Genomic DNA, 24,310 nt, shown 5'->3' with positions numbered 1-24,310 from the left:
GCGCGCGCGGCTTCACGCCGCAAGCGCTGCTTCGGGAGTCTTGGCGGCAAGCCCGAGGCTCGCGGCAATAGCTGGATGGGTGATCTGACCGCGATGCAGGTTGAGTCCATGGCGAAGCCCCGGATCGGCGGCGATTGCGGCGAGCCCTCCGGCCGCAAGGGCAAGCCCATAGGGCAAGGTGGCATTGTTAAGCGCGTGGCTCGACGTGTATGGCACCGCGCCGGGCATGTTCGCGACGCAATAATGGACCACACCATTCTTAATGAAAGTCGGATCGGTATGGGTCGTTGCGCGCGAGCTTTCGAAACAGCCGCCCTGATCGATCGCCACATCGACGAGCACGGCGCCGCGCTTCATGCTTTTCAGCATCGGCTCCGTCACGAGCTTCGGCGCCGTGGCCCCCGGGATTAGAGCCGCGCCGATCACCGCATCGGCGGAAAAAACCGCATCGTCGATCGCCGCCGCCGAGGCGAACCGTGTCTTCGCCCGTCCTTGAAATAATTCATCGAGTTCGCGCAAGCGCGCCAGCGAACGATCGAGGATCGTCACATCCGCGCCGAGACCTGCGGCCATCCGTGCCGCCTGGGTTCCGACGACGCCACCGCCCAAGACCACAACCCGGGCGGGTTCGACGCCGGGAACCCCACCGAGCAGAATGCCGCGTCCGCCGTTCTGACGGCGAAGGGCCATGGTCGCCGCCTCGATGGCGAGCCGGCCGGCGACCGCGCTCATCGGCGCCAGCAAGGGGAGCCCCAGCCCGTCCGGCCCGGTCACGGTTTCATAGGCGACAGCGGTGCAGCCGGACGCCAGCAATCCACGGGTCAGCACCAAATCCGGCGCAAGATGCAGAAATGCGAATAGGATTTGATTTTCGTGCAGCTTCGACCATTCACTCGGCTGCGGTTCCTTAACCTTCACAATCATTTCGGAGTTCGCATAGATTTCATCGGCCGTAGCGACGATTCGGGCGCCGACCGCCAAATAGGCTTGGTCCGAGGCATCGATCCCGGCGCCCGCCTCTGTTTCAACGCTCACTTCGTGCCCCGCCGCGACGAATTCGCGGACCGCGTCGGGGATCAATCCGACACGATATTCATGATCCTTGATCTCTTTGGGAACTCCGATCCGCATTCACCGACCTCCAACCTAAGTGCCGGGCCTGCCCGATCAGCTTAAATGTGGTAGGTTGATTCTGGAAAACAATCCGGCGATTTGAACAGCCACGTCGACACAAGAGGCGCGGTCGATCGCCGTGGCGGCTGGCAACAAAGGGCAACGCCGTCATTTGCGCAGCCGGATGTCAAAAAACATGCAGCGCTGGCGAGCGTATTCGTAATAGTCACGCTCCCGTCATTTATTGTGACGAAGGTCCAACGATCTTTGGCTTTAGGAGGTCATATTGACGTCGCAGGTAAAGGGACAAAAGCTGGCTGCGGTAAAGCGCCCGACGATGTCAAGAAGCGGGATGAAGACCAATTCGGCCGCCGTGAACAAGGCTCCGCGGCCGGCCGCTGCGCTGGAGCAAGCGAGCGAGCCGCGCGCCGAGATTGTCGATCTGGCCGATCAGGCTGGCTCGGCGCCGGTGGAAACCACGCCCGAGATTGCGATCGAGAATTTCGACAATCAGGAAAAGGGGCTCACGCGCTCGATTGAACTCATGCAATCGCCGCATCGCTTCATCAATCGCGAATTGTCCTGGCTCGAATTCAACCGGAGGGTGTTGCAGGAAGCTTCGAACCGCAACCACCCCTTGCTCGAGCAACTCAGATTCCTTTCGATTTCGGCCAATAATCTCGATGAGTTCTTTATGGTGCGCGTCGCGGGCCTTCGCGGCCAATTGCGCGCCGATATCGCGACTCCATCCGAGGATGGGATGTCTCCGCCGGAACAACTTATCAAGATTCGCGAGCGCGTGAGCCTCCTTGCCGCGGAACAACAGCGCCGCTGGCGCGAGTTGCGCAGGGAACTCGAGAGCGCCGGAATCATGATCGTTGACCCGCCCGATCTCACCAAACCTGAGGTTGACTGGCTGCGGCAGCATTTCATGACTCATGTATTTCCGGTGCTGACCCCGCTTGCGGTGGATCCGGCGCATCCGTTCCCGTTCATTCCCAATTTTGGCTTCACGATCGCCCTCGAACTCCTCGGACCCAGCGATCAAAAAAATCTCAAGGCCTTGATTCGCCTGCCCGCGAAGATTGAGCGCTTCATCCGTCTGCCCGACGAGCTAGCTGAAAAGGGCCAGCGCTTTGTTGCGCTCGAGACCGCGATCGGGATGTTCACCCAAACCTTGTTCCCCGGCTATCAAGTGCGCGGCCACGGTCTGTTCCGAGTCATCCGTGACAGCGACCTCGAAGTTGAGGAAGAGGCCGAGGACCTCGTTCGCCTGTTTGAAAGCGCATTGAAGCGCCGCCGTCGGGGCTCAGTCATCAGACTCGAATTCGATAGCCTGATGCCGGAAGAGCTTCGCGCCTTCGTGGCCGAAGAACTCGATGTCGTGGGAGAGGAAGTTTTTGTCCTGGACGGAATGCTGGCTCTGAACGAACTTTCCGAATTGGTCAGTCTCGACCGTCCGGACCTCAAGTTCAAACCCTATAATCCGCGCTATCCTGAACGCGTCCGCGACAATGGCGGGGATTGTTTTTTGGCGATCCGACAAAAGGACCTCGTCGTCCATCACCCTTATGAATCCTTCGACGTGGTGGTCCAGTTCCTCAATCAAGCGGCGGCCGACCCCAATGTGGTCGCCATCAAGCAAACGCTTTATCGCACCTCCTCGGATAGCCCGATCGTGCGCGCCCTCATCGAGGCGGCGGAAGCCGGCAAATCGGTCACGGCTCTCGTCGAACTCAAAGCGCGGTTTGACGAGGCCGCCAACATCCGCTGGGCGCGCGATCTCGAACGCGCCGGCGCACAGGTCGTGTTCGGCTTCATCGAATTGAAGACCCATGCCAAACTCTCGATGGTGGTCCGGCGCGAAAGCGGTTCCTTGATCACCTATTGCCATATCGGCACTGGCAACTACCATCCGGTGACGGCAAAGATTTACACCGACATCTCCTTCTTCACGGCCGATCCAGTGATCGGACGGGATATCTCGCGTATCTTCAATTACATCACCGGCTATGCCGAACCGGCCGGTCTTGAACGCATGTCGGTCTCGCCGATTTCGCTCAAAAAGCGTCTCCTTGAGCATATCGCGCAGGAAATCGCCTTTGTGAAAGCCGGAAAGCCCGGTTCGATCTGGGGGAAGTGCAACGCCCTTGTCGATCCTGAGATCATCGATGCGCTCTATGAGGCGAGCCAGGCCGGGGTGGGCATCGAGCTGATCGTGCGCGGGATTTGCTGTCTGAGACCCGGCGTCGAAGGCCTGTCCGAAAACATTCGCGTCAAATCCATCATCGGTCGTTTTCTCGAACATGCGCGGGTCTATTGCTTCGGCGGCGGCCATGAGTTGCCGCATCCGAAGGCGCATGTCTATATTTCCTCAGCCGATCTGATGCCGCGCAATCTGGACCGGCGCGTCGAAGCTTTGCTGCCGATCCTCAATCCGACCGTGCATGAACAGATTCTCGATCAGATCATGGTCGCCAATCTGATCGACAATCAGCAGAGCTACATGGTCTTGCCGGATGGTTCGAGCGCGCGCATAAAGGCACCCCAAAATGAAGAGCCCTTTAACGCGCATTCCTATTTCATGACGAACCCTAGTCTGTCTGGCCGTGGCAAATCCCTCAAGAACTCGAGCCCCAAAACACTCCTCAAGCGACTGGAAAGTCGTTAAGGCCTCCATGTTCGACACCTACCACGAGGGTGCTGCCGCCTTGCAGGCCAAGCAGCCGATTGCAATTGTCGACGTCGGCTCGAACTCGGTGCGCCTCGTCGTCTACGAATCCTTGAGCCGGTCCCCACGGCCGATTTTCAACGAGAAATCGTTTTGCGCCCTAGGCCACGGCGTGGCGACGACCGGCTACCTCCCAAAATCCGGCATGGAAAAGGCCCTCGGCGCGCTGCGCCGCTTCCGAACCCTTGCCAACATCATGGGCGTTGGCGAGCTGCATGTGCTGGCAACGGCAGCGGCGCGGGATGCCTTGAACGGGCCTGAGTTTGTGGCTGCGGCCGCGCAGGCGATCGGGGCGCCGGTCTCGCTTCTGTCCGGTGACCGCGAAGCGCAGCTTTCCGCCTATGGCGTTATTTCCGGCATCAACAGGCCGGATGGCGTCGTCGGGGATCTCGGCGGCGGCTCGCTCGAATTGATCGACGTCAAAGGCTCGCATGCCGGCAAGGGCGTGACCCTGCCGCTGGGCGGCCTCACTTTGATGGATGCCTCGGGCCGGTCGCCGCGAGGGGCCGTCAAAATCGTTCGCGAAAGCCTGGCAAATTCACGAATTGCCGACCGGCTCGCCGGACGCGTTTTTTATGCGGTCGGTGGTACCTGGCGAGCCTTGGCCAAGCTGCATATGAGCCAGCGCAATTATCCGCTGAACGTGATCCACAACTATGTTATCCCGTCCCAGGACGCCGCCGATTTTGCCGGCCTCGTCGAACGGGTGAATACCGAAACGCTGATTTCGATCGACGCGGTCAGCGAGGCGCGGCGCCCGCTTCTGGCCTATGGCGCGGTTGTGCTTGACGAGATCATCCGCCGCGCGCAGCCGATCGAGATCGTGATTTCCACGACCGGCGTGCGGGAGGGATTCCTCTACGAAATGCTCAACATCGAGCAACGCCGTCAAGATCCGCTTCTCTTCGCGGCGGCCGAGCTCAACCAATTGCTGTCCCGGGCGCCGGGTCATGCCCAGGATCTTTGCGATTGGACCGACAAGTTCATGAAGTCGACCCATCTTGAGGAAACGCCGGAAGAACGCAGGCTGCGCCACGCCGCCTGCTTGTTGACCGATGTGAACTGGCGCGCCCATCCGGACCACCGGCATCAGGAAAGCGTGAACATCGTTGAAAACGCCGCCTTTGTCGGCGTCGATCATCCGGGCCGTTCGTTTCTCGCGCTGGCGGCTTCCTATCGTTACCTCGGCCTCGATGCCGACGTCAGTCCGCAGATTCGCGCGCTGGTCTCGTCGCGGATGCTCGACAAGGCGCGGATTCTCGCTGCGGCAACTCGCGCGGCCTATGTCATCTCCGGAGCAATGCCGGGTGTGCTGCCGTCAACGCCCCTGGTCTGCGTCAAAAACAAATTGATCTTGAGCTTGCCACAGAAATTCTCCGATCTCGCCAGCGACCGACTGCAGAATCGTTTGAAACAGTTGGGGCGGTTGATCGGCCGCGAGCCGGTCATCACAGCGGTCGGCTAGAGCGGGATGAGGAAAGTGGAACAGGGTTTTCCGCCCGCATCCCGCTCTAAACTTTTGGAATCGATCACGTTCATGATTTTGGGTTGAGTCGATCCAAAATCATCGTGATCTAAAGGCCTGACCTCCGAAAAGGCGACCCGAAGCGGCCCATGCTCACGCTTCGCCGTCTTGCGGCGCGTCGGCTTCCCGCCATTCGAGAGGTACCACCCGGCCCTCCTCGACGGTGAGCGCCAAGCGCCCATGCTTCAGTTCGAGCGCCTTGGCCCCGAAGAGTTCGCGGCGCCAGCCCGTCAACGCCGGGACCTTGGCACGGTCGTCGGCGGCGATCGCTTCGAGATCGTCGACCGTGGCGATCATCTTCGCGGCGACCCCATGACTTTCGCTGACGTGGCGCAGGAGTACACGCAAGAGTTCGACCGTCGCCGCATGGCCACCATTCCGGCGATCGCGTTCGAGCTTCGGCAGGGTTTTGGGATCGCGCGCCAAGCCCCGTTCGACCGCGGCCAGAATATCGAGGCCCGCGCGGGAGCGTTCCATCCCGCGCGGAAAGGCCCGAAGATTGCCCAAGCTCTCGGCCGTTTTCGGCGCGGCAAGGACAAGTTCGATCAACACATCATCCTTGAGTACCCGTGAGCGGGGCACGTCCCGGGTCTGCGCCTCGGCCTCGCGCCATCCGGCGACCTCCATGAGGACGGCGAGATCGCGTGGCTTTCGAACCCGATTCCGAAACCGCTCCCAGGCATTCTCGGGATGCTGTTCATAGGTCGATGGCGAGGTCAAAAGCGTCATCTCGTCGTCCAGCCAGTTCAGCCGCCCGCTTTCTTCCAGCTTGACCCGGAGATAGCTATAGATGTCGCGGAGATAGGTGACGTCAGCGATGGCATATTCGGCCTGGGCCGGCAAAAGCGGACGCCGGGACCAATCGGTGAACCGCGATGATTTGTCGAGCGTCACTTTCGTGATGGTCTGGACGAGATCGCCATAGGAGACCTGATCGCCAAAGCCGCAGACCATTGCGGCGACCTGGGTGTCGAACAAAGGCGCCGGGATCAGCCGCGCGAGATTCCAGATGATTTCGAGATCTTGGCGCGCCGCATGAAAAACCTTGGTGAGCCGCTGATCGGCCATGAGTTCGAAGAAAGGCGAAAGATCGAGCCCTTCCGCCATCGCATCGACCGCCACGGCTTCTTCAGCGGAGGCAATCTGCACGACACAAAGCCTGGGCCAGAAGGTGGTTTCCCGCAAAAACTCGGTATCAACCGTGACAAAGGGATGCGTTGCAAGGCGGCGGCAAACGGCGGCTAATTCTTGTGTCGTAGCGATCAGGGTCATATTTGCTCAATAATCCAAAGACAGACCGACGGCTATAGTCTGCATTCAAGCGGCGCGCCGAAACCGACCGAGCCTTGACAGATGCGCCCACCCATGCCGTTCTCCGCCCGCTTGGCGCAAACCGCAAGGTCTTGCCCAAGCCTTTCCTCTTACACACGACGAGAAAATGCACCGCTACCGTTCTCATAGCTGCGGCGATCTGCGCGAAGCGCAGGCCGGCGAAACGATCCGTCTTTCCGGCTGGTGCCACCGCATTCGCGATCATGGCGGCGTGCTTTTCATCGATCTGCGCGATCATTACGGCATCACCCAATGCGTGGCCGACCCGGATTCACCGGCATTCGCTCAAGCCGAGAAGCTTCGCTCGGAATGGGTCGTCCGCATCGACGGCGAGGTGCGCCGGCGCCCGGCCGGCACGGAAAATCCCGAAATGCCGACGGGCCTTATCGAAATCTATGTGACCGAAATTGAAGTTTTGGGAGCCGCCGCTGAACTGCCTCTGCCGGTTTTCGGCGAGCATCCCTATCCGGAAGACATGCGGCTTCGCTACCGGTTCCTCGATTTGCGGCGGGAGAAGCTCCATAAGAATATCATGCTGCGGGGTCAGATCATCGATTCTCTGCGCGCGCGCATGAAGTCGGAAGGGTTCTTCGAGTTTCAGACCCCAATCCTCACCGCGTCGAGCCCCGAGGGAGCCCGCGATTTTCTGGTGCCGTCCAGGCTGCATCCCGGCAAATTCTACGCCCTGCCGCAGGCGCCGCAGCAATTCAAGCAGCTGATCATGGTAGCGGGCTTCGACCGCTATTTCCAGATTGCACCCTGTTTCCGCGACGAGGACGCGCGCGCTGACCGCAGCCCGGGGGAATTCTATCAGCTCGACATCGAGATGAGTTTTGTCACCCAGGAGGATGTCTTCGCGGCGGTCGAGCCGGTGTTGCGCGGCGTCTTCGAGGACTTCGGCAATGGCCGCCCCGTGACGCAAGAATTCCCGATGATTCCCTATGCGGAGGCCATGCTGAAATATGGTTCCGACAAGCCGGACCTACGCAATCCCCTGCAGATCGTCGATGTAACGGAGGAGTTTGCCCGCGATGAGGTGAACTTCAACGCCTTCAAGAATGTCATCAAGACGGGCGGCGTCGTCCGCGCAATTCCAGCGCCAGGAGCGAGCGCCCAACCCCGTTCCTTCTTCGACAAGCTCAACGATTGGGCCAAGGGCGAGGGCGCGGCTGGGCTCGGCTATGTGATCTTCGAGGGTGCAGAGGGCGGACTAACCGGCAAGGGACCGATTGCCAAATTCCTGCTTTCGGACGTTCAGACGCGGATCGCGGGGAAGGCCGGGCTGAAATCCGGCGATGCGGTCTTTTTTGCCTGCGACCAGGCGGAAAAAGCGGCCAAACTGGCCGGCGCCGCGCGGCTCAGGATCGGGCATGAACTCGGACTGTCCAAAACGGACGTCTTCGAGTTCTGCTGGATCGTCGATTTCCCAATGTATGAATGGAACGAGGACGAAAAGAAAATCGACTTCTCGCATAACCCTTTTTCGATGCCGAACTTCGATCCCGAGGCCTTTGTCGCGCTCGACGCAGCCGACGAGAAGGCCATTCTCGGCATGAAGGCCTTCCAATATGACATCGTCTGCAATGGAATCGAATTATCCTCCGGCGCCATCAGAAACCATCGCCCGGACATCATGAAGAAGGCGTTCGCCCTCGCGGGTTACGGCGAGGATGTTCTCTTGGAAAAATTCGGCGGGATGTACCGCGCTTTCCAATATGGGGCGCCGCCCCACGGTGGCATCGCGCCCGGCATCGACCGGATCGTCATGCTGCTGGCTGGGGAAGAAAACTTGCGCGAAATCGTGTTGTTCCCGATGAACCAGCGCGCCGAGGATCTCCTCATGGGCGCGCCGTCCACGGTCACGCCGAAGCAATTGCGGGAGTTGCACATCAGGCTCAATCTGCCGGATGCCAAGACCTGAAGACCGGAGGCCTCGATGCATGTTGTGATGTTGCTTTATCCGCGCATGACCCAGCTCGACCTCACCGGGCCTTTCGAAGTGCTGACGCGCTTCAAGGAATTGACCCTGCATCTCGTGTGGAAAAATACCGATCCGATCGTCGATTCGGGCGGCCTGCGGCTCCTGCCGACGACAAGCTTTTCAGACTGCCCGCAGGCTGACCTTCTGTTCGTCCCCGGCGGGCCCGGCCAAATCTCGCTCATGGAAGACGGGGAGGTTCTGGACTTTCTACGGCAGCAGGCCCGGCAAGCAAGCTATGTGACGTCGGTTTGCACCGGCTCACTTGTGCTGGCCGCGGCCGGCCTGCTCACCGGCTATCGGGCGGCCTGCCACTGGCTGTCGCTGGACCAGCTGGCCTATTTCGGCGCCGTGCCGGTCGCCGAGCGCGTCGTGATCGACCGCAATCGGATCACCGGCGCGGGCGTTTCATCCGGAATTGATTTCGCCCTGGTCCTGGCCGCCAAACTGTTTGGCGAGGATCGCGCCAAATGTGTGCAGCTCGCGATGGAATACGACCCGAAGCCGCCGTTTGCCAGCGGCTCCGCCGTAACGGCCGAGCCCGAGACCGTAAAAACGGTGCGGGCAGAGAATGCTGAATTTCAAGAGCAACGCGTAATTGTGGCGCGCCGCGTCGCGGCGGCCTTGCAAAAGACCTGACGCCAGCTCGCTATAGAGCGGAACGGACCCGAAAAGTCAGGAAACTTTTCGGGCCCAATCGATCTATTGCGGACGAACGGCATTGCCTTCGGGACGCCGCTTGGATGCCGGCCTTGCGCCCGCTGCAACAAAACGGGACGGCCCTTTCGACTTCGCCGCCGGCCCGCGCGGAGCTTGCCGCGACAAGAATTGCGGCAAACCTGCTCCGTCGGGGCTCGCACCGTTGGAACCGGGCGCTGCCCTGCGGTTTTCCCACCGCCGTTTTGCACCCGCCGGAGGCGCGGACTTGGCGCGCCGAGGCAAATTCGTCTCCTCGGTGCGCACGAATTCCGTCGGCACGGCGCCACGCCGGTCGATGGTCGGCAATTGCAGGCGGGTCAGCTTTTCAATATTGCGCAAAAGCTGACGTTCGGCGCCATCGCAAAGCGAGATTGCAATGCCATCGGCTCCGGCCCGCGCGGTGCGGCCGATCCGATGCACATAAGCCTCCGCCACCTCCGGAAGCTCGAAGTTCACGACATGCGTCACTCCGTCGATGTCGATGCCGCGGGCTGCAATATCGGTTGCCACCAAGGCCCGGACCCGCCCGCTCCGAAAGGCTTCGAGCGAACGTTCCCGCTGGCTTTGGCTCTTGTTTCCATGGATGGCACAAGCTGCAATTCCGCTGGAATCGAGATGCTGGGTGACCTTGTCGGCGCCGCGTTTCGTCCGGGTGAAGACGATCGTGCGCGACATTTGCGCATCGGCGAAAAGTTCGACAAGCAGATCGCGCTTGCGGTTGGTGTCGATAAGCAGAACCTGATGGTTGATGCGGTCCGCGGTTTTCGCAACCGGCGTGACTGACACCTCGATCGGATCGACCAGAAGGTCCCCCGCGAGCGCGGCGATCTCGTTCGGCATCGTCGCCGAGAAGAACAGGTTCTGACGATTTTTGGGCAGCGTGCCGATGATCCGGCGGATCGCTTTGACGAACCCGAGGTCGAGCATGCGGTCGGCTTCGTCGAGGACGAAGAATTCCGTCTGAGAAAGACGCGCCGCGCGGGAGTCGAGGTGATCCTCAAGCCGGCCGGGGGTTGCAACCAGAATGTCGAGGCCGCGCGCGAGCGCCTTGATCTGCGCGCCATGCGGCACGCCGCCGAAGACAACGCCGACCGTGAGCGAGAGGCCCGCGCCCAGGCTGCGGAAGCTGTCGGCGATTTGGCTCGCCAGTTCCCGCGTGGGGCTGAGGACGAGGACACGGCAGCCATGCCGCGGCGCCGGCGCCGGATGCGTCGCAAGATGATGAAGAATCGGAAGAGCGAAGGCAGCGGTCTTGCCGGTGCCGGTCTGGGCTATGCCGATGAGATCGCGACCCGCCATGATCGGCGGGATGGCTTGGGCCTGAATGGGGGTCGGTTGAGAGTAACCTTGTTTAGTCAAGGCATGCAAAAGCGGCGCGGCAAGGCCGAGTCGGGAAAAATCGTTCAATTTTGAGTCTTTCGGTAAGCCGCATTTTTGGCCGGAAGAACCGGCACGGCGGCCAAAGAGAATATAAATGTGACGCCCTGCGTGGCCTGGGCTGTCGAGCGGAGTCAGACTAGCGCGCTCGGAAGGAGAACAAATGTTCTTCACGCGGCCGGAAGCGCCAATATCCACAATGAAGCGGATGTCCCCTACATCGTGGCTTTGCGCCCGAAAGTCAAACGAAAAGCTCAGCCATGCGTCTTTCGAGCGCGTAATCGCACAAATCCGCACCTTATTGCCGCGAAGGACCCGAGCGGCAAATTTCAGCGTTGCCGTTCATGGCAAGTTCAGGCGGCCGGAGCCATGTAAGCTTGACTAGCGCCAAGTCCCAAGCTGGGAAGACAGCTCGGCGCTGCCACGGCATGGAGAAATGAAATGACCAAAATGTTGAGGAAAGCCGCCATCGGCGCCGTCGCCGCCCTGAGTTTGGGACTCGGCATGACAACGCTCGCGACACCCTCGGTGGCCCAGGGCTGGCACGGCCGGGGCGGCGGTCACGGCTGGCACGGTCGAGGCGGCTACGGTGGCTGGCACGGCGGCTATTGGCGGGGCGGCCGCGGGTACGGCGGTGGCTGGGGCGCACCGGTTGCGGCCGGAGTTCTCGGTGGCTTGGCTCTCGGCGCGCTGGCCGGTTCGGCCTATTCCTACGGTCCTGGCTATTATGGCGGGTGTTACATGCAGAATCGGCCCATCTATGATGGCTGGGGCAATTTCGTCGGTTATCAGCCGGTTCAAATCTGCAACTAGAGCGCTTCCCGATCAGATGGAGTCATCTGATCGAAAAGGAATCGCTCAAGTTCAACGAGTTGGAGCATGTTCTGATCGAAAAAGTCGGTCAACTTTTTCGGAACAGGCTCTAGGCCGCCGCATCGCCTTGGTTAACGGATTCTTCCATTAACCCTTCCAATTGAAAAGTCCCGCCTTGGGGCGGGGCTTAATTTTTTTTCAATTTTTTCCCCTCCCAGCGAAACCTTTTCGGTGAGCCGGCGTTTAAGCTTGTGTATTGCCGCACAGCAACGGTCGGCATTTTTTAAGAGGTTGCTCTTGCTGGCGCCGGACGCGGCAGCGAGAGGGAGTTGAAATCATGATCAGTTCGCACCAAGCTCTCGGAAGACAGGCTTTCAAATATGCCATGGCTGGGATTGCCGTGTCCTGTCTTGGTGCAGCCGTGTTCGCCGCGCCGATGACCATCACCCCCAAAACCAAAGTTTTCTCGCAGTCGCAGGAAGCCAAGACGGCTTTTGAGCCTCTCGGCAAGGGACCGGCCTTTCAGCTTGGTCGCGCCGCCGCTGGCGAAGACGAAGATTGCGTCCGGGTCACCCGCATGGTGGGGCCGGATGGCCGGGTCTATGTCACCCGCGGCCTGATCTGCCAGGAATAGGTGCCGGGAGAAGAGGCGCAGGGGCTTTATAACACCAGCCTCGCGCCTATATCGCTGAGGCATGGATGTTTCCGACGTTTTAAGTTTGACGCCCGCGGGACTTTATTGCTCCCCGGGCGATTTTCATATCGATCCGCTGCAGCCGGTCCCCCGAGCGCTCATCACCCATGCCCATTCCGACCACGCCCGGCCCGGCCACGGCCGAGTTTTGGCGACGCGCGAAACCCTGGCCATCATGGCGATCCGGTGCGGTCGAGACTTCGCGGGTTCGACTCAAGCGATCGGACTCGGCGAAAAGCTGCAACTTGGTCCTGCCGAGGTAAGCTTTCATCCGGCCGGTCATGTCCTCGGATCGGCGCAAATCCGCATTCAGTATCGGGGCCGCACGGTCGTCGTCTCCGGAGATTATAAGCGGGAGCCCGACCCGACCTGCGCCGGCTTCGAGCCTCTCGCTTGTGATGTCTTCGTCACGGAGGCCACATTCGGCTTGCCGGTTTTTCGGCATTCCTCCGCAAGCACCCAAATCGATAAGCTGCTCGCGTCTCGGGCGCTGTTTCCCGGAAGGACCCATCTTGTCGGCGCCTATGCGCTCGGCAAGGCCCAGCGCGTCATGGCGCTCATCCGCGCGGCCGGCTACGACCGGCCGATCTATCTTCATGGCGCGATCGAGAAGCTGACCGAATTTTACGCTGGCGAAGGCATGGATTTCGGCGACATCCGCAAGGTTGCGGCGGTGGACCGGGCCAGTCTCGGCGGCGAAATCGTCATCTGTCCGCCGGGCGCCCTGCATGATCCCTGGTCGGCGAGATTTCCCGACCCCGTCGCAGCCTTTGCCTCAGGCTGGATGCGGGTGCGCGCAAGGGCGAGACAACGGGGGGTCGAACTTCCGCTTGTGATTTCCGACCACGCCGATTGGGACGGTCTCACCGCGACAATCCGGCAAACGGGCTGCGGCGAAGTGCTCGTGACCCACGGCGAGGCCGATGCCTTGGTCCATTGGGCCACAACCCAGGGAATTTCAGCCAAGCCGTTGCATTTATTGGGCTATGGCGACGAGGAAGAGAGCGCCGGGGAAGAGACGGCCGCGCCTTGAACCGCTTCGCTGAACTCATCGACCGGCTCGGGTTCGAGCCCTCGCGCAATAATAAATTGCGTCTCATGACGGATTTCTTCCGAACCATTCCCGATCCCGAACGCGGCTACGCGCTGGCCGCATTGACCGGCGCGCTATCTTTTCCGCACGCGAAGCCAGGCCTTATCCGGGCTTTGATCGCCGAGCGCTTCGACCCTTTCCTCTTCGAACTTTCTTATGATTTTGTCGGCGATTTATCTGAAACGGTTGCGCTGCTGTGGCCAGCGCCGGCCAGCACCACAACGGGAAATCGCGCGCCGCTTCTTTTGTCCGACGTGATCGAAGGGCTCACTTCGACCGGCAAGCTCGATCTGCCCCGAAAGCTTGCCGGATGGCTCGACGCGCTGGATGAGACAGGCCGCTGGGCCCTGCTTAAACTTGTGACGGGTTCGCTCCGGATCGGCGTTTCCGCGCGGCTTGCAAAAACGGCCCTCGCCGATCAAGGGGGCGTCACCACCAAAGAAATCGAAGAGATCTGGCATGGGGTGGCGCCGCCCTATCTCGACCTTTTTGCCTGGATCGAGGGACGCGAAGCCAAGCCCAGCACGACCAACCCGGCGCCCTTTTGTCCGCCCATGCTCGCCCATCCGGTCGAGGCCAAGGATTTTGACGAACTCGTCGCCGACGAATTTTGCGCCGAATGGAAATGGGACGGCATTCGGGTGGAGGCGGTCGGCGGACTGGCCCCTAGTGGCCAACGGATAACTCGGCTTTTTTCGCGAACCGGCGAAGAGATTTCGGCCGCTTTTCCCGATCTTATGGAGGCGTTGGAGCAAATTCCCTCTCCCTCTTTCGCGCTGGACGGCGAATTGCTGATCCTGCGTGGCGGGCGGGTGGAGACATTTGGGGTTCTCCAGCAAAGGCTCAATCGAAAGACGGTCTCGGCAAAGCTTCGCGCCGATTATCCGGCTCACATCCGCGCCTATGATCTGCTGCGGAGCGAGGCCGGAGATTTGCGCCCCCTGCCCTTTGTGGAGCGGCGGCACAAACTCGAAGCCTTTGTCGCGGCAGCGGCCTGCCCGCGCCTCGATTTGTCGACCCTCGTTCCGTTTTCGTCCTGGGCCGACCTAGGACGTGCGAGGCACGATCCCCTCGCTTTCGGCGCCACGCGCGATTCCGAAGCGATCGAAGGGGTGATGCTGAAGCGCGCCGATTCGATCTATGTGCCCGGACGCCCCAAAGGACTTTGGTACAAATGGAAACGGGATCCGTTCACCGTCGATGCCGTGCTCATGTATGCGCAACGCGGCCATGGCAAGCGCTCGTCTCTCTATTCGGATTACACATTCGGAGTCTGGCGGGGTGACAATGAAGGCCGCGCCCTGGTCCCCGTAGGAAAGGCCTATTTTGGCTTTACCGACGCCGAACTGCGACTGCTCGACCGCTATATAAGGGAAAACACGATCAATCGTTTTGGGCCGGTGCGTGAAGTCGTCCATGGCGAGGCCCAGGGTCTCGTCCTGGAAATCGCTTTCGAGGGGCTGAACCGCTCAAGCCGCCACAAATCCGGCGTCGCCATGCGGTTCCCGCGGATCGCCCGTATCCGTTGGGACAAGCCGGCGGCGGAAGCCGACCGGATTGAAACGCTCGAAGCTTTGTTATCCTCGACGTGACGCGTCAGCTTTTGACGGCGCAGAAGACCGCAAAGTGCCACGCCTTGAAGGTGCAATCGACGTCAGCAAAGCCCGCGTCCCGCAACCAGGCCAATTGATCCTCAAGGGTGGCGCATCGATCGTGGCGCATCCTCTCTTCCGCGGCGACGAGATCGCTCTCACGCGCGCCAAGCTTCAGGGCCTGTTCGCGCCACATCCTATGGTCGCGGTTCTGGCGCGTTTGTGCAGGGGCGCGAACCTGATCGGCATTGATGAACCAGCCATCTGACTGCAAGGCAGCGTAAACTCGGCCGAACAATTCGCGTTTTACCGCATCTTCCAAATGATGAATGGCGAGCGCGGAAACGACCACGTCCCAGGGCCCGCCGAGCTCGGCTTGCGTCATATCCGCCTCGACGAAAGAGACCAAGTCATCGCCGGCAAAACGGCCGCGCGCCTGGTCCAGCATCGCCTGCGAGCCATCGAGAAGTTGCAATGAAACGCTCTGCCATTTCTGCCGAATCATCGCCGAGACCAGACCGGTTCCCGCTCCGAGGTCGAGGATGCGGGTCTTACCCGTAACTCCCTTTTCCGCGATCAACTCGCCAATGTTTCCGTAAAACGAATCAAAACACGGGATCAGAGCGCGCCGCACCGGATCATAGACGGCGGCATCCTTTGTGAAGGCGGCAATCGCGGCGTTTTCTCCCTCTGCTCTCAAATTTGGCATGTGACGCCCAAACTCCGCCTTATTTCAGCCGCGCATTTTTCCTGTTATACGGAGCTTAAGGTTATTTGATGTGGCGAACTCCAGGTTATTTCGACCGAGCCAAAGCAGAGCGGTCACGCCACGGGCGAAACCAAACGCGAACGGAGAGCGATAGACACAGCAATTGTTCAGGTAACGGGTGCGGTTTAGGTTCCCTGCGTGTATAGAGAAGCCAGGGATAGTAGTTAATTTTGCCCTTGAAGCCTGCTGAATGCACCCTTTTGCCGTTGCGGCCACGGATTCTAATAGACCGCGCCGCAACAAAACGGCCAATTCGGGGCGAAAACCTTTCGCTAATGCGTCGCTAAAGGTCTAACCACCCCGTGGAAAAGAATTCGAGCGCTCGAATTCGCAATTAGGACGATTCATGCCGACGATTGCCTTGGTTGACGACGACCGCAATATCCTCACCTCCGTGGCGATTGCCCTTGAGGGAGAAGGCTACCGCGTCCAAACCTATACCGACGGGTCGACCGCGCTCGACGACATGAAAACCAATCCGCCGGATCTTGCCATTATTGACATCAAGATGCCCCGCATGGACGGGATGGAATTGCTGCGCCGCCTGCGCCAAAAATCCGATGTGCCGGTGATATTCCTGACCTCGAAAGACGAGGAAATCGATGAATTGTTCGGCCTCAAGATGGGGGCCGACGATTTCATCCGGAAGCCGTTCTCGCAGCGGCTTCTCGTCGAGCGCGTCAAGGCTATTTTGCGCCGCGCCAATCCCAAGGAACCAGGGTCCCAGAAGGAAACCGAAGCGAAGATTCTCGAGCGCGGCCAGCTGAAGATGGACCCCGAGCGCCATGCCTGCACCTGGAAGAATGATACGGTCACTCTGACGGTCACCGAATTTCTCATTCTTCAGGCGCTGGCCACGAGACCTGGCGTCGTCAAAAGCCGCAATGCCTTGATGGACGCGGCCTACGACGATCAGGTCTATGTCGACGACCGCACCATAGACAGCCACATCAAGCGGCTGCGGAAGAAATTTAAGGTGGTGGACGACGAATTCGAAATGATCGAAACGCTCTATGGCGTGGGCTATCGTTTCAAGGAATGATTGGGTCAAACTGAGCCATCCGGCTAAGCCATCGCTTGTGCCCAAAAGCGGATTTTTTTGAGTTTTTTTTGCGCTGCTGCTAAGACAGCGGCCTGAGCAATCCGCGCCGGCAGCTGTGGATTGGCTATATTCATCGGCGCAGCCTACGGCCGATTCATGCCGGGAAAGAGTCCGGTCACCTTTTCGGGACTTGCCCATGGGACTTTCTGCTTTGCGGGTTGGAATAACCGGTCAATGAGCTTTGAAGCGCGGGAGGGGCTGGGCTTCGAACGAGCGTTTGAGGCCGCGCGGCGGGTTAAGCGTATCCGGCGGGGTCTTGCGGTACGCCTGCGGGCTTTCGCCCGCGCCGCCGGTGCGCGATTTGCCTCTCCGCTGACACGCCGCATCGTTGTCTTGAACCTCGGCGGCCTCGTCGCTCTGCTGATCGGCTTTCTGTATTTGAACCAGTTTCGCGAAGGGCTGATCGACGCGCGGGTTCAAAGCCTTCAGATCCAGGGGGAAATCATTGCCGCGGCGGTCGCCGCTTCCGCCACGGTGGAAACCGATTCGATCGCCATCGATCCGGAAAAGCTGCTGCAGCTCTCCCCGGGAGAAAGCTACGCGCTCGCCGAGGAGACGGTTCCGTCCCTGGAGTTTTCCATCAATCCTGAGCGCGTCGGTCCGGTTCTGCATCGTCTTGCCTCGCCGACTCGGACGCGGGCGCGCATCTATGATCGCGACGGCTACCTGCTGCTTGATTCGCGCTCCTTGACCAGCCGCGCGAACATCATGCGGTTCGACCTGCCGCCGCCGGCACGGGAAGATTCCAAGAACCCGTTGGAGGGCATCGGCAATTGGTTCAAACGGCTGTTTGGCCGCTCCGACCTTCCGCTTTATGAGGACATTGGTGTCAGCAACGGCAAGAATTATCCGGAAGTGGCGCGCGCCCTGAGCGGCGGCGCACGCTCGGTGGTTCGGGTCAACGCCAAAGGCGAGACGATTGTGTCCGTCGCCGTGCCCATCCAACGTTTCCGGGCCGTGCGTGGCGCCCTGCTCCTATCGACCCAAGGCGACGACATCGACAAGATTATCGGGTCCGAGCGAGGGGCGATCGTCCGAATCTTTCTGGTCTCCTCGGCGATCATGTTCCTTCTGTCCATGTTTATCGCCGGAACCATAGCGGAGCCGATCCGGCGCTTGGCGGAAGCAGCGGAAAGAGTCCGGAAGGGGACGAAGTCACGCCGGGAAATTCCCGATTTCACGGGGCGTTCGGATGAAATCGGGCATCTTTCCGGGGCCTTGCGGGATATGACCAAGGCTCTCTACGACCGCATCGAGGCGATCGAAAGCTTCGCTGCCGATGTGGCGCATGAACTGAAAAACCCGCTGACCTCTTTGCGCAGCGCGGTTGAAACCCTGCCGATCGCCCGCGCGCCGGAATCGCGGCGCGCGCTGCTGGCGATCATTGAGCATGACGTGCGCCGGCTTGATCGGTTGATCAGCGATATTTCCGACGCGTCGCGACTCGATGCCGAATTGGCGCGCGCCGACGTTGACCTTGTGGATCTTACCCGGCTGCTTGAAGCGGTCGTCGCCGTGGCCAATTTGGTCACCGACACCGGCGCCGTGCGCGTCAGCCTGACCATCGCCCGGGAAGCCTTCAACGACCCCCGCAGGTTGAGCTATATGGTTCTCGGCCATGATTCCCGCCTCGGCCAAGTTTTCAATAATCTGATCGACAATGCCCGCTCGTTTTCGGAGCCTGGCGGAAGCGTCCGCCTGCTTCTGCGGCTCGCCAGAGCCCATTCGGCCCAGGGCCATATCACCGACGGTTTTGAAGTTGTCATCGACGATGACGGTCCGGGCATTCCGGCCGACGCCTATGAGCGCATTTTCGAGCGGTTTTATACCGACCGCCCCGAACAAGGTTTTGGTCAGAACTCCGGACTTGGTCTTTCCATTTCCCGGCAGATCATCGAGGCCCATGGCGGCTACATCTCGGCGCTCAACCGAGTTGGCCCCCCCGATAAGGATGGGGTGACCCCGGTGCTCGGCGCCCGCTTCCTGGTGTTCTTACCTAGAGCACAATAATATCTTGTCCGATTTAATTGTCGAGTCGACCGATACCCCGCGGCAGTCAGTCCATGCAACGGCGGTTGTCCTGGGAGAGGCCGGCGTGTTGATTCGGGGCAGCTCGGGTTCAGGCAAGAGCCGGCTGGCTTTCGCACTGATCGAAGCCGCCGAGCACGCCGGCCTGTTCGCCCGCCTCATCGGCGATGACAGGATTGGCGTTGAACTGAAAGCCGGTCGCCTCATCGCCCGCGGGCACCCGTTGATCCTTGGAAAAATCGAGTCCCGCGGCCAAGGTATCCTCGAGGTGCCGTTTCTGCCTGCCGCTGTGCTTCGGCTTGTGGTCGATCTTGCCGATGCGGGCGCCCCGATCCCAAGGTATCCCGAACCAGACCAGGACCAGGTCACCGTCGCCGGTGCAAACTTGCCTTGTCTGACCCTGCGGCAAGACGCCGCAGCTTCGGACCTCGCGCGGGCTGTGCTGGCAAATCTACGCCAGCGCCACCAGCTGCCGTCGCTTTCAAGGTTCCGTTGAATACAAACAGGACTTTCCGCTTATGGATAGGCATTTCGGGATCGGCATCCGTCCAAATCAAACTGACATAAATCTGTCCCATCGGAACCAATGGCATGTCATTTCGCTTGCCAATTCCATTGCGCCGCACAAGATGGCGCCGCGAACTTGTCTTGATCGGCGATCGTTCCGATCAGGTCATGCGTGAAGGTGCGTTTGTGGGGTTAGATTTTTATCATTTTTGGAACAACCTTCGCGAATGTGGGGCGAGTAGCTATCTTCTATCCTTGGTATTAAACGGTTAACCCACGTGAGCTGCCGGGCTCTGTCACGGCGCCTCTCACCTTTGGTCTACGCATGGTCCCTGCCTTGACGAACACCACTCACGTCCGTGCCGCTCAGGCACGAGGTTCCTGAACGAACAGGTACGTTTGATGATTGGAATCGTCCTCGTGACCCACGGCCACCTGGCATCGGAATTTCGTGCCGCGTTGGAACATGTGGTCGGTCCGCAAAAACAGATCGAATCGATTGCGATCGGTCCGGACGACGATATTGAGCAGCGGCGCAAGGATATCGTTGCCGCCGTGGCCAAGGTCGACAGCGGCGACGGCGTGGTGGTACTTACCGATATGTTCGGCGGGACGCCTTCGAACCTCGCGATCTCGGTTATGTACGATTCCCATATAGAGGTCATCGCCGGCGTCAATTTGCCGATGCTGATTAAGCTGGCCTCCTTGCGGGACAGCACCAACCTGGAACAGGCCGTGATCCAGGCCCAGGAAGCAGGGCGGAAATATATTTATGTCGCGAGCCGGGTATTGAGCGGAAAATGAGCTCGGAAAACGTCAAATCCGCCGACGCCAGCGATTGCCCCGAATTCGAGGCCCCTGAAGGCGTGCTGGTGCGCACGGTCGAAATCGTCAACCGCAAGGGGCTGCATGCGCGCGCGACCGCAAAACTCGTGCAATGCATCGACGGGTTCGATGTCCAAATCACGGTCAGCCGCTGCGGTGAGACCGTCGGCGGAACTTCGATCATGGGCATATTGACGCTCGGCGCAGGTCCGGGAATGACGGTGACCTTCACCGCCACCGGGGCTCAGGCAACGCAGGCTCTCGAGGCGATCGCAGCGCTGGTTGCCGATCGCTTCGGCGAGGATGAGTGACCGGCAAAACGCCGCCCTCAGCCTTCGCCATATTCGCGCGCCTCTTGGATGAGGCCGGCGGTCGACGCGTCCAGGCCGGCCGTCGAGCGGCTCCGATCGGCGACGATCGGCAACAGCTTATTGGCGAGTTCCTTGCCGAGTTCGACGCCCCATTGATCGAAGGAATTGATATTCCAGATCACGCCCTGGACGAAGACCTTGTGTTCATAGAGGGCGATCAACTGGCCGAGGACGCGTGGCGACATCTGCTTATAGAGAAAAGTGCTCGAGGGGCGGTTGCCTTCGAAGACCTTATGTGGCGCGAGCGCCTCGATGGCCGCCTGGCCGAGCCCTTGGGCGCGCAACCGGGTCTCGACTTCCTGCAGCGGTAATCCCTGCATTAGAGCTTGGCTCTGGGCCAGGCAATTGGCAAACAACATCTGGTGATGCGCGGTGTCCGCGTCCAAAGGCTGCGCCGCCACGAGAAAATCGATCGGCACGATTTCGGTGCCCTGATGCAAGAGCTGGAAGAAGGCGTGCTGGCCATTCGTCCCTGGCTCTCCAAAAATGATCGGCGCGGTCTCCAGCTTGGCGCGCGCCCCGTCGAGGCCCACCGATTTCCCGTTCGATTCCATTTCGAGCTGCTGCAGATAGGCCGGAAATCTGGCCATGCGTTCGTCATAGGGAATGACGGCATGGGTCGCAAAACCCCAGATGTTACGGTACCAGATGCCGAGAAGCGCCATCAGGACTGGAACATTGCGGTCGAGCGGAGCCTCCACGAAGTGGGCATCGATATCCTGGCCGCCGCGCAGGAATTCATTGAATTTTTCCTTGCCGATACCGATCGCCAGTAAAAGCCCGATCGACGACCAGAGCGAATAGCGCCCGCCGACCCAATCCCAAAACCCGAAGACCCGATCGCTGCGGATGCCGAAGGCGGCGATTTTATCGAGATGGGTGGAAACCGCGCAGAAATGATCGGCAACCGCCGCCTCACCGAGCTTCGCCGCGACGGCTTTGCGCGCCGAGGCAGCGTTGGTCATCGTCTCGATCGTGGTGAAGGTTTTCGAGCAAACGATGAAAAGCGTGGTTTCGAGCGGCACCCGCTTGAGTGTGTCGCCGAGATCGGCGCCGTCGACATTGGACACGGTGTGCAAGGTCAGATGCCCCGCGACGAAGGGCAACAGCACGCGCGCGGCCATCGCGGGACCAAGATCCGAGCCGCCAATGCCGATGTTCACAATGTCGGTAAATCGCGCGCCATTCGCGGCCTTGACGTCGCCGTTGCGCACCGCCTCGGCGAAGGCTTCCATCTTGGCCCGCTCGGCCAGGACCTCCGGCATGACATCCCGGCCTTCGGAGAACATCGGCTTTCCCGAAAGATTGCGCAAAGCCATGTGCAGCGCAGGCCGATGCTCCGTCGCGTTGACCGGCTCGCCGGCAAACAGGGCCGCCCGCCGTGCCTCGACACCGGCGGCGCGTGCGAGATTGCCGAGCAGCCGGAGCGTTTCCTCGTCGGCCCGATGCTTCGAGAAATCGAACAGAAGATCGCCATGTTTGATGTGGAAGCGTTCAAATCGTTGCGGATCGTCGGCAAACAGATCGACGATCGTTCGCGCGCCTATCGCGGCCCTATGGGCCTTGAGCGCAGCCAGAGCCTGTGCAACTTCGCCATCCGCCATGCGCCACCTCTAAAGCCGTTCCGATCAGGGACAAGCCGACCGAGATCGACCGCTCAACAATGTAAGGCTGGGGCAGGTCCTTGTCGAAAAAAAGTCGCTCCAAGTTTTCCGGCTCTGATCGGAGGGGCAATCTAAAAAACCATGGACCGTTGTTCACGGCCCATGGTTTTCTCGTTTCCTGTTGAACTTTGGTCCTGACGCTCGGATCGCCAAGCGTCAGGACATCGCTTTACGGATTGTAAGCGCGCTCGCCATGCTCGGTGATGTCGAGGCCTTCGAGTTCGGCCTGTTTCGTCACCCTGAGGCCAATGGTCAGGTCGACGAACTTATAGATGATGGCCGAGCCTATACCGGACCAGAGAAGGGTGAACAGCACAGTTTTTACCTGGATCAGAACCTGCGTTTTCATGTCGTATTCGCCCGGCGAGGCAAAGCCGGGCTTGGCCATATAGTCGGTGAGGCCTATGCCGCCGAGATAGGGCGCAACCAAAATGCCGGTTCCGATCGCCCCGATGATGCCGCCGATGCAGTGGACGCCGAAAACATCGAGGGAATCGTCATAGCCTAGTTTGCCCTTCACGACCGAGACAAAGAAGAAGCAGACGGCACCTGCGACTAAACCAAGAACGATTGCCCCCATCGGGCCGGCATAGCCTGACGCCGGCGTCACTGCGACGAGGCCGGCAACCGCTCCCGAGATCATGCCGAGCAGCGAAGGCTTGCCCTTGGTCGCCCATTCCACGAACATCCAGCTAAGAGTTGCCGCCGAGGTCGCTACAAAGGTGTTCACGAAAGCCAGCGACGTCACACCGTTCGATTCCAGATTCGAACCGGCGTTGAAGCCGAACCAGCCGACCCACAACAGCGAGGCGCCGATCATCGACATGGTGACCGAGTGCGGCGGATCGATATCGCGGGGATAGCCGATCCGCTTGCCCAGTATCAGAGCGCCAACCAAACCAGCGATACCCGCGTTGATGTGGACGACCGTGCCGCCGGCAAAATCGAGCGCGCCTATTTTGAAGAAGTTTCCGGCGTTGGCGAGAACAGAATCAAGGTTTGCCTGCGCGGCGGCCTTGGCGGCCTCGTCGGGAGCGTCCGCAAGCGCTTTGGCGGCATCGCCAATCGCGTCCGGGCCCGCCCAGTACCAAACACTGTGGGCGATCGGGAAATAGATGAACGTTACCCAAAGCAGGATAAACACGAAAACGGCCGAGAACTTAACGCGCTCCGCGAAAGAGCCGATGATCAAGGCCGGGGTAATGCAGGCGAAGGTCATCTGAAACGCCATATAGACATATTCAGGAATGACCACGCCGTTGGAGAAGGTCGCGACCGTCGAATCCGGGGTCACGCCCTTAAGAAAGGCCTTGTCGAACCCTCCGATCAGGTTGTTCCATTCGAACCCTTGCAGAAATCCGAGCCAAGCGTGCTCGCTCTCGGCGAAGGGCACCAACGTATGGCTGCCCTCGGAAAAGGCGAGCGAATAGCCGTAAAAAACCCACAGGATCGAAACCAGCGCCACAATCGCGAAGACCTGCGAAAGTACGGACGCCATGTTCTTGGTACGGACCAAGCCGCCATAGAAAAGCGCGAGGCCTGGGATCGACATCATCAGGACCAGTGCCGTCGAGATCAGCATCCAGGCGGTATCGCCTTTGTTGGGCACTGGCGCATCTGCGAACGCCAGCCCTGCCGTGCTCATGGCTATCAAAAGCCCTGCTCCGACCGCTCGGGGAGCGATCCTCGGAAGCAAACAAAGATTCATATTCAACTCCTGAGAAACTTCAAATGGGGAGGAAGGCTAAATGGCTTCTTGATCGCGTTCGCCGGTACGAATTCGGACCGCTTGATCGAGCCCGCTCACGAAAATCTTGCCGTCGCCGATCTCGCCGGTTCTAGCAGCCGTCGTGATGGCGTCGATGGTCTGGGCGACAAGATCGCTCGGCACGGCGACCTCAAGCTTCAACTTCGGAAGAAAACTGACCGCATATTCCGCGCCACGGTAGATTTCCGTATGGCCCTTCTGGCGCCCGTAACCTTTCACCTCGGTTACGGTCATGCCGTGCACGCCGAGCGCCGTCAGTGCGTCACGGACCTCGTCCAACTTGAACGGCTTAATGATCGCAGTAACTATTTTCATGTTGATTTTCCTGC

20 protein-coding genes and 1 pseudogene are annotated in these 24,310 nt (G+C 60.2%); 14 read left to right on the top strand and 7 right to left on the bottom strand.

Annotation, left to right across the window (positions count from 1 at the left end):
* Positions 1-12 precede the first annotated feature (12 nt).
* The gene (gene ald / locus CU048_10335) at positions 13-1,131 is read right to left on the bottom strand and encodes an alanine dehydrogenase (GenBank protein ID QBR71610.1); all 1,119 of its coding nucleotides are present in this window, start codon (positions 1,129-1,131) and stop codon (positions 13-15) included.
* A 526-nt stretch (positions 1,132-1,657) separates the two neighbouring features.
* On the opposite strand from ald, the gene CU048_10330 reads away from it, so the two are divergent.
* The 3 genes and pseudogenes from CU048_10330 (at position 1,658) to CU048_10320 (ending at position 5,396) form a co-directional block, all read left to right on the top strand.
* The gene (locus CU048_10330; GenBank protein ID QBR72841.1) at positions 1,658-3,784 is read left to right on the top strand and encodes an RNA degradosome polyphosphate kinase; all 2,127 of its coding nucleotides are present in this window, start codon (positions 1,658-1,660) and stop codon (positions 3,782-3,784) included.
* A gap of 7 nt (positions 3,785-3,791) precedes the next feature.
* The gene (locus tag CU048_10325; protein ID QBR71609.1) at positions 3,792-5,309 is read left to right on the top strand and encodes an exopolyphosphatase; all 1,518 of its coding nucleotides are present in this window, start codon (positions 3,792-3,794) and stop codon (positions 5,307-5,309) included.
* Positions 5,310-5,396: pseudogene (locus CU048_10320) on the top strand (hypothetical protein). It begins immediately after the preceding gene.
* Positions 5,397-5,462: 66 nt separating this feature from the next.
* Here the strand turns inward: CU048_10320 and rnd are convergent.
* Positions 5,463-6,641, bottom strand: coding sequence for a ribonuclease D (rnd, locus tag CU048_10315; protein ID QBR71608.1), 1,179 nt, complete (start codon positions 6,639-6,641; stop codon positions 5,463-5,465).
* A gap of 166 nt (positions 6,642-6,807) precedes the next feature.
* Here rnd and CU048_10310 point away from each other — a divergent pair, with 166 nt between their 5' ends.
* Positions 6,808-8,622, top strand: a complete 1,815-nt coding sequence (locus CU048_10310; protein ID QBR71607.1) for an aspartate--tRNA ligase — start codon at positions 6,808-6,810, stop codon at positions 8,620-8,622.
* 15 nt (positions 8,623-8,637) lie between these two features.
* A complete protein-coding gene (locus tag CU048_10305; GenBank protein QBR71606.1) occupies positions 8,638-9,318 on the top strand; it encodes a thiamine biosynthesis protein ThiJ in 681 nt (226 codons plus the stop codon).
* Positions 9,319-9,381: 63 nt separating this feature from the next.
* Here the strand turns inward: CU048_10305 and CU048_10300 are convergent, their stop codons facing one another.
* Positions 9,382-10,785: an RNA helicase gene (locus tag CU048_10300; protein ID QBR72840.1), complete on the bottom strand. Its 1,404-nt coding sequence runs from the start codon at positions 10,783-10,785 to the stop codon at positions 9,382-9,384.
* 411 nt (positions 10,786-11,196) lie between these two features.
* On the opposite strand from CU048_10300, the gene CU048_10295 reads away from it, so the two are divergent.
* From CU048_10295 to CU048_10280, 4 genes are all read left to right on the top strand, one after another.
* Positions 11,197-11,568, top strand: a complete 372-nt coding sequence (locus CU048_10295; protein QBR71605.1) for a hypothetical protein — start codon at positions 11,197-11,199, stop codon at positions 11,566-11,568.
* A 337-nt stretch (positions 11,569-11,905) separates the two neighbouring features.
* Positions 11,906-12,202, top strand: a complete 297-nt coding sequence (locus tag CU048_10290) for a hypothetical protein (GenBank protein ID QBR71604.1) — start codon at positions 11,906-11,908, stop codon at positions 12,200-12,202.
* A gap of 61 nt (positions 12,203-12,263) precedes the next feature.
* Positions 12,264-13,295, top strand: coding sequence for a DNA ligase-associated DEXH box helicase (locus tag CU048_10285; GenBank protein ID QBR71603.1), 1,032 nt, complete (start codon positions 12,264-12,266; stop codon positions 13,293-13,295).
* On the top strand, positions 13,292-14,947 hold the full coding sequence (locus CU048_10280) for an ATP-dependent DNA ligase (protein QBR71602.1): 1,656 nt from the start codon (positions 13,292-13,294) through the stop codon (positions 14,945-14,947). Before CU048_10285 ends, CU048_10280 begins: the two co-directional genes overlap by 4 nt.
* A 4-nt stretch (positions 14,948-14,951) precedes the next feature.
* Here CU048_10280 and CU048_10275 read toward each other — a convergent pair whose 3' ends face one another.
* Positions 14,952-15,656: a methyltransferase gene (locus CU048_10275; protein QBR71601.1), complete on the bottom strand. Its 705-nt coding sequence runs from the start codon at positions 15,654-15,656 to the stop codon at positions 14,952-14,954.
* A gap of 406 nt (positions 15,657-16,062) precedes the next feature.
* Here CU048_10275 and CU048_10270 point away from each other — a divergent pair, with 406 nt between their 5' ends.
* From CU048_10270 to CU048_10250, 5 genes are all read left to right on the top strand, one after another.
* Positions 16,063-16,758, top strand: coding sequence for a DNA-binding response regulator (locus CU048_10270; GenBank protein ID QBR71600.1), 696 nt, complete (start codon positions 16,063-16,065; stop codon positions 16,756-16,758).
* 234 nt (positions 16,759-16,992) lie between these two features.
* Positions 16,993-18,828, top strand: coding sequence for a histidine kinase (locus tag CU048_10265; protein QBR72839.1), 1,836 nt, complete (start codon positions 16,993-16,995; stop codon positions 18,826-18,828).
* A 16-nt stretch (positions 18,829-18,844) separates the two neighbouring features.
* A complete protein-coding gene (locus tag CU048_10260; protein ID QBR72838.1) occupies positions 18,845-19,342 on the top strand; it encodes a hypothetical protein in 498 nt (165 codons plus the stop codon).
* Between the two features lie 413 nt (positions 19,343-19,755).
* Positions 19,756-20,157 carry a PTS fructose transporter subunit IIA gene (locus tag CU048_10255; GenBank protein ID QBR71599.1) on the top strand — a complete coding sequence of 134 codons (402 nt, stop codon included), beginning with the start codon at positions 19,756-19,758 and terminating at the stop codon, positions 20,155-20,157.
* Complete coding sequence (locus CU048_10250) at positions 20,154-20,489, top strand: HPr family phosphocarrier protein (protein ID QBR71598.1); 336 nt, start codon at positions 20,154-20,156, stop codon at positions 20,487-20,489. The genes CU048_10255 and CU048_10250 overlap by 4 nt, the downstream gene beginning before the upstream one ends.
* A gap of 17 nt (positions 20,490-20,506) precedes the next feature.
* Here CU048_10250 and CU048_10245 read toward each other — a convergent pair whose 3' ends face one another.
* The 3 genes from CU048_10245 to CU048_10235 all read right to left on the bottom strand — a co-directional run bounded on the left by CU048_10245 (position 20,507) and on the right by CU048_10235 (position 24,296).
* On the bottom strand, positions 20,507-22,153 hold the full coding sequence (locus CU048_10245) for a glucose-6-phosphate isomerase (GenBank protein QBR71597.1): 1,647 nt from the start codon (positions 22,151-22,153) through the stop codon (positions 20,507-20,509).
* Between the two features lie 229 nt (positions 22,154-22,382).
* Positions 22,383-23,921 carry an ammonia channel protein gene (locus CU048_10240; GenBank protein ID QBR71596.1) on the bottom strand — a complete coding sequence of 513 codons (1,539 nt, stop codon included), beginning with the start codon at positions 23,919-23,921 and terminating at the stop codon, positions 22,383-22,385.
* Positions 23,922-23,957: 36 nt separating this feature from the next.
* On the bottom strand, positions 23,958-24,296 hold the full coding sequence (locus CU048_10235; protein ID QBR71595.1) for a transcriptional regulator: 339 nt from the start codon (positions 24,294-24,296) through the stop codon (positions 23,958-23,960).
* Positions 24,297-24,310: the final 14 nt, after the last annotated feature.

The sequence above is a fragment of the Beijerinckiaceae bacterium genome, from assembly GCA_004564215.1.
Classification (GTDB): Bacteria; Pseudomonadota; Alphaproteobacteria; order Rhizobiales; family Beijerinckiaceae; genus Methylocapsa.
The sequence above is the reverse complement of the archived record's forward strand: the minus strand, read 5'-3'. Positions and strand labels throughout refer to the sequence as shown.

Coding starts and splice junctions, on each gene's coding strand:
- ald (QBR71610.1), bottom strand. CDS start 1,131: ATGCGGATCGGAGTTCCCAAAGAGATCAAGGATCATGAATATCGTGTC.
- CU048_10330 (QBR72841.1), top strand. CDS start 1,658: ATGCAATCGCCGCATCGCTTCATCAATCGCGAATTGTCCTGGCTCGAA.
- CU048_10325 (QBR71609.1), top strand. CDS start 3,792: ATGTTCGACACCTACCACGAGGGTGCTGCCGCCTTGCAGGCCAAGCAG.
- rnd (QBR71608.1), bottom strand. CDS start 6,641: ATGACCCTGATCGCTACGACACAAGAATTAGCCGCCGTTTGCCGCCGC.
- CU048_10310 (QBR71607.1), top strand. CDS start 6,808: ATGCACCGCTACCGTTCTCATAGCTGCGGCGATCTGCGCGAAGCGCAG.
- CU048_10305 (QBR71606.1), top strand. CDS start 8,638: ATGCATGTTGTGATGTTGCTTTATCCGCGCATGACCCAGCTCGACCTC.
- CU048_10295 (QBR71605.1), top strand. CDS start 11,197: ATGACCAAAATGTTGAGGAAAGCCGCCATCGGCGCCGTCGCCGCCCTG.
- CU048_10290 (QBR71604.1), top strand. CDS start 11,906: ATGATCAGTTCGCACCAAGCTCTCGGAAGACAGGCTTTCAAATATGCC.
- CU048_10285 (QBR71603.1), top strand. CDS start 12,264: ATGGATGTTTCCGACGTTTTAAGTTTGACGCCCGCGGGACTTTATTGC.
- CU048_10275 (QBR71601.1), bottom strand. CDS start 15,656: ATGCCAAATTTGAGAGCAGAGGGAGAAAACGCCGCGATTGCCGCCTTC.
- CU048_10270 (QBR71600.1), top strand. CDS start 16,063: ATGCCGACGATTGCCTTGGTTGACGACGACCGCAATATCCTCACCTCC.
- CU048_10265 (QBR72839.1), top strand. CDS start 16,993: ATGAGCTTTGAAGCGCGGGAGGGGCTGGGCTTCGAACGAGCGTTTGAG.
- CU048_10255 (QBR71599.1), top strand. CDS start 19,756: ATGATTGGAATCGTCCTCGTGACCCACGGCCACCTGGCATCGGAATTT.
- CU048_10250 (QBR71598.1), top strand. CDS start 20,154: ATGAGCTCGGAAAACGTCAAATCCGCCGACGCCAGCGATTGCCCCGAA.
- CU048_10245 (QBR71597.1), bottom strand. CDS start 22,153: ATGGCGGATGGCGAAGTTGCACAGGCTCTGGCTGCGCTCAAGGCCCAT.
- CU048_10240 (QBR71596.1), bottom strand. CDS start 23,921: ATGAATCTTTGTTTGCTTCCGAGGATCGCTCCCCGAGCGGTCGGAGCA.
- CU048_10235 (QBR71595.1), bottom strand. CDS start 24,296: ATGAAAATAGTTACTGCGATCATTAAGCCGTTCAAGTTGGACGAGGTC.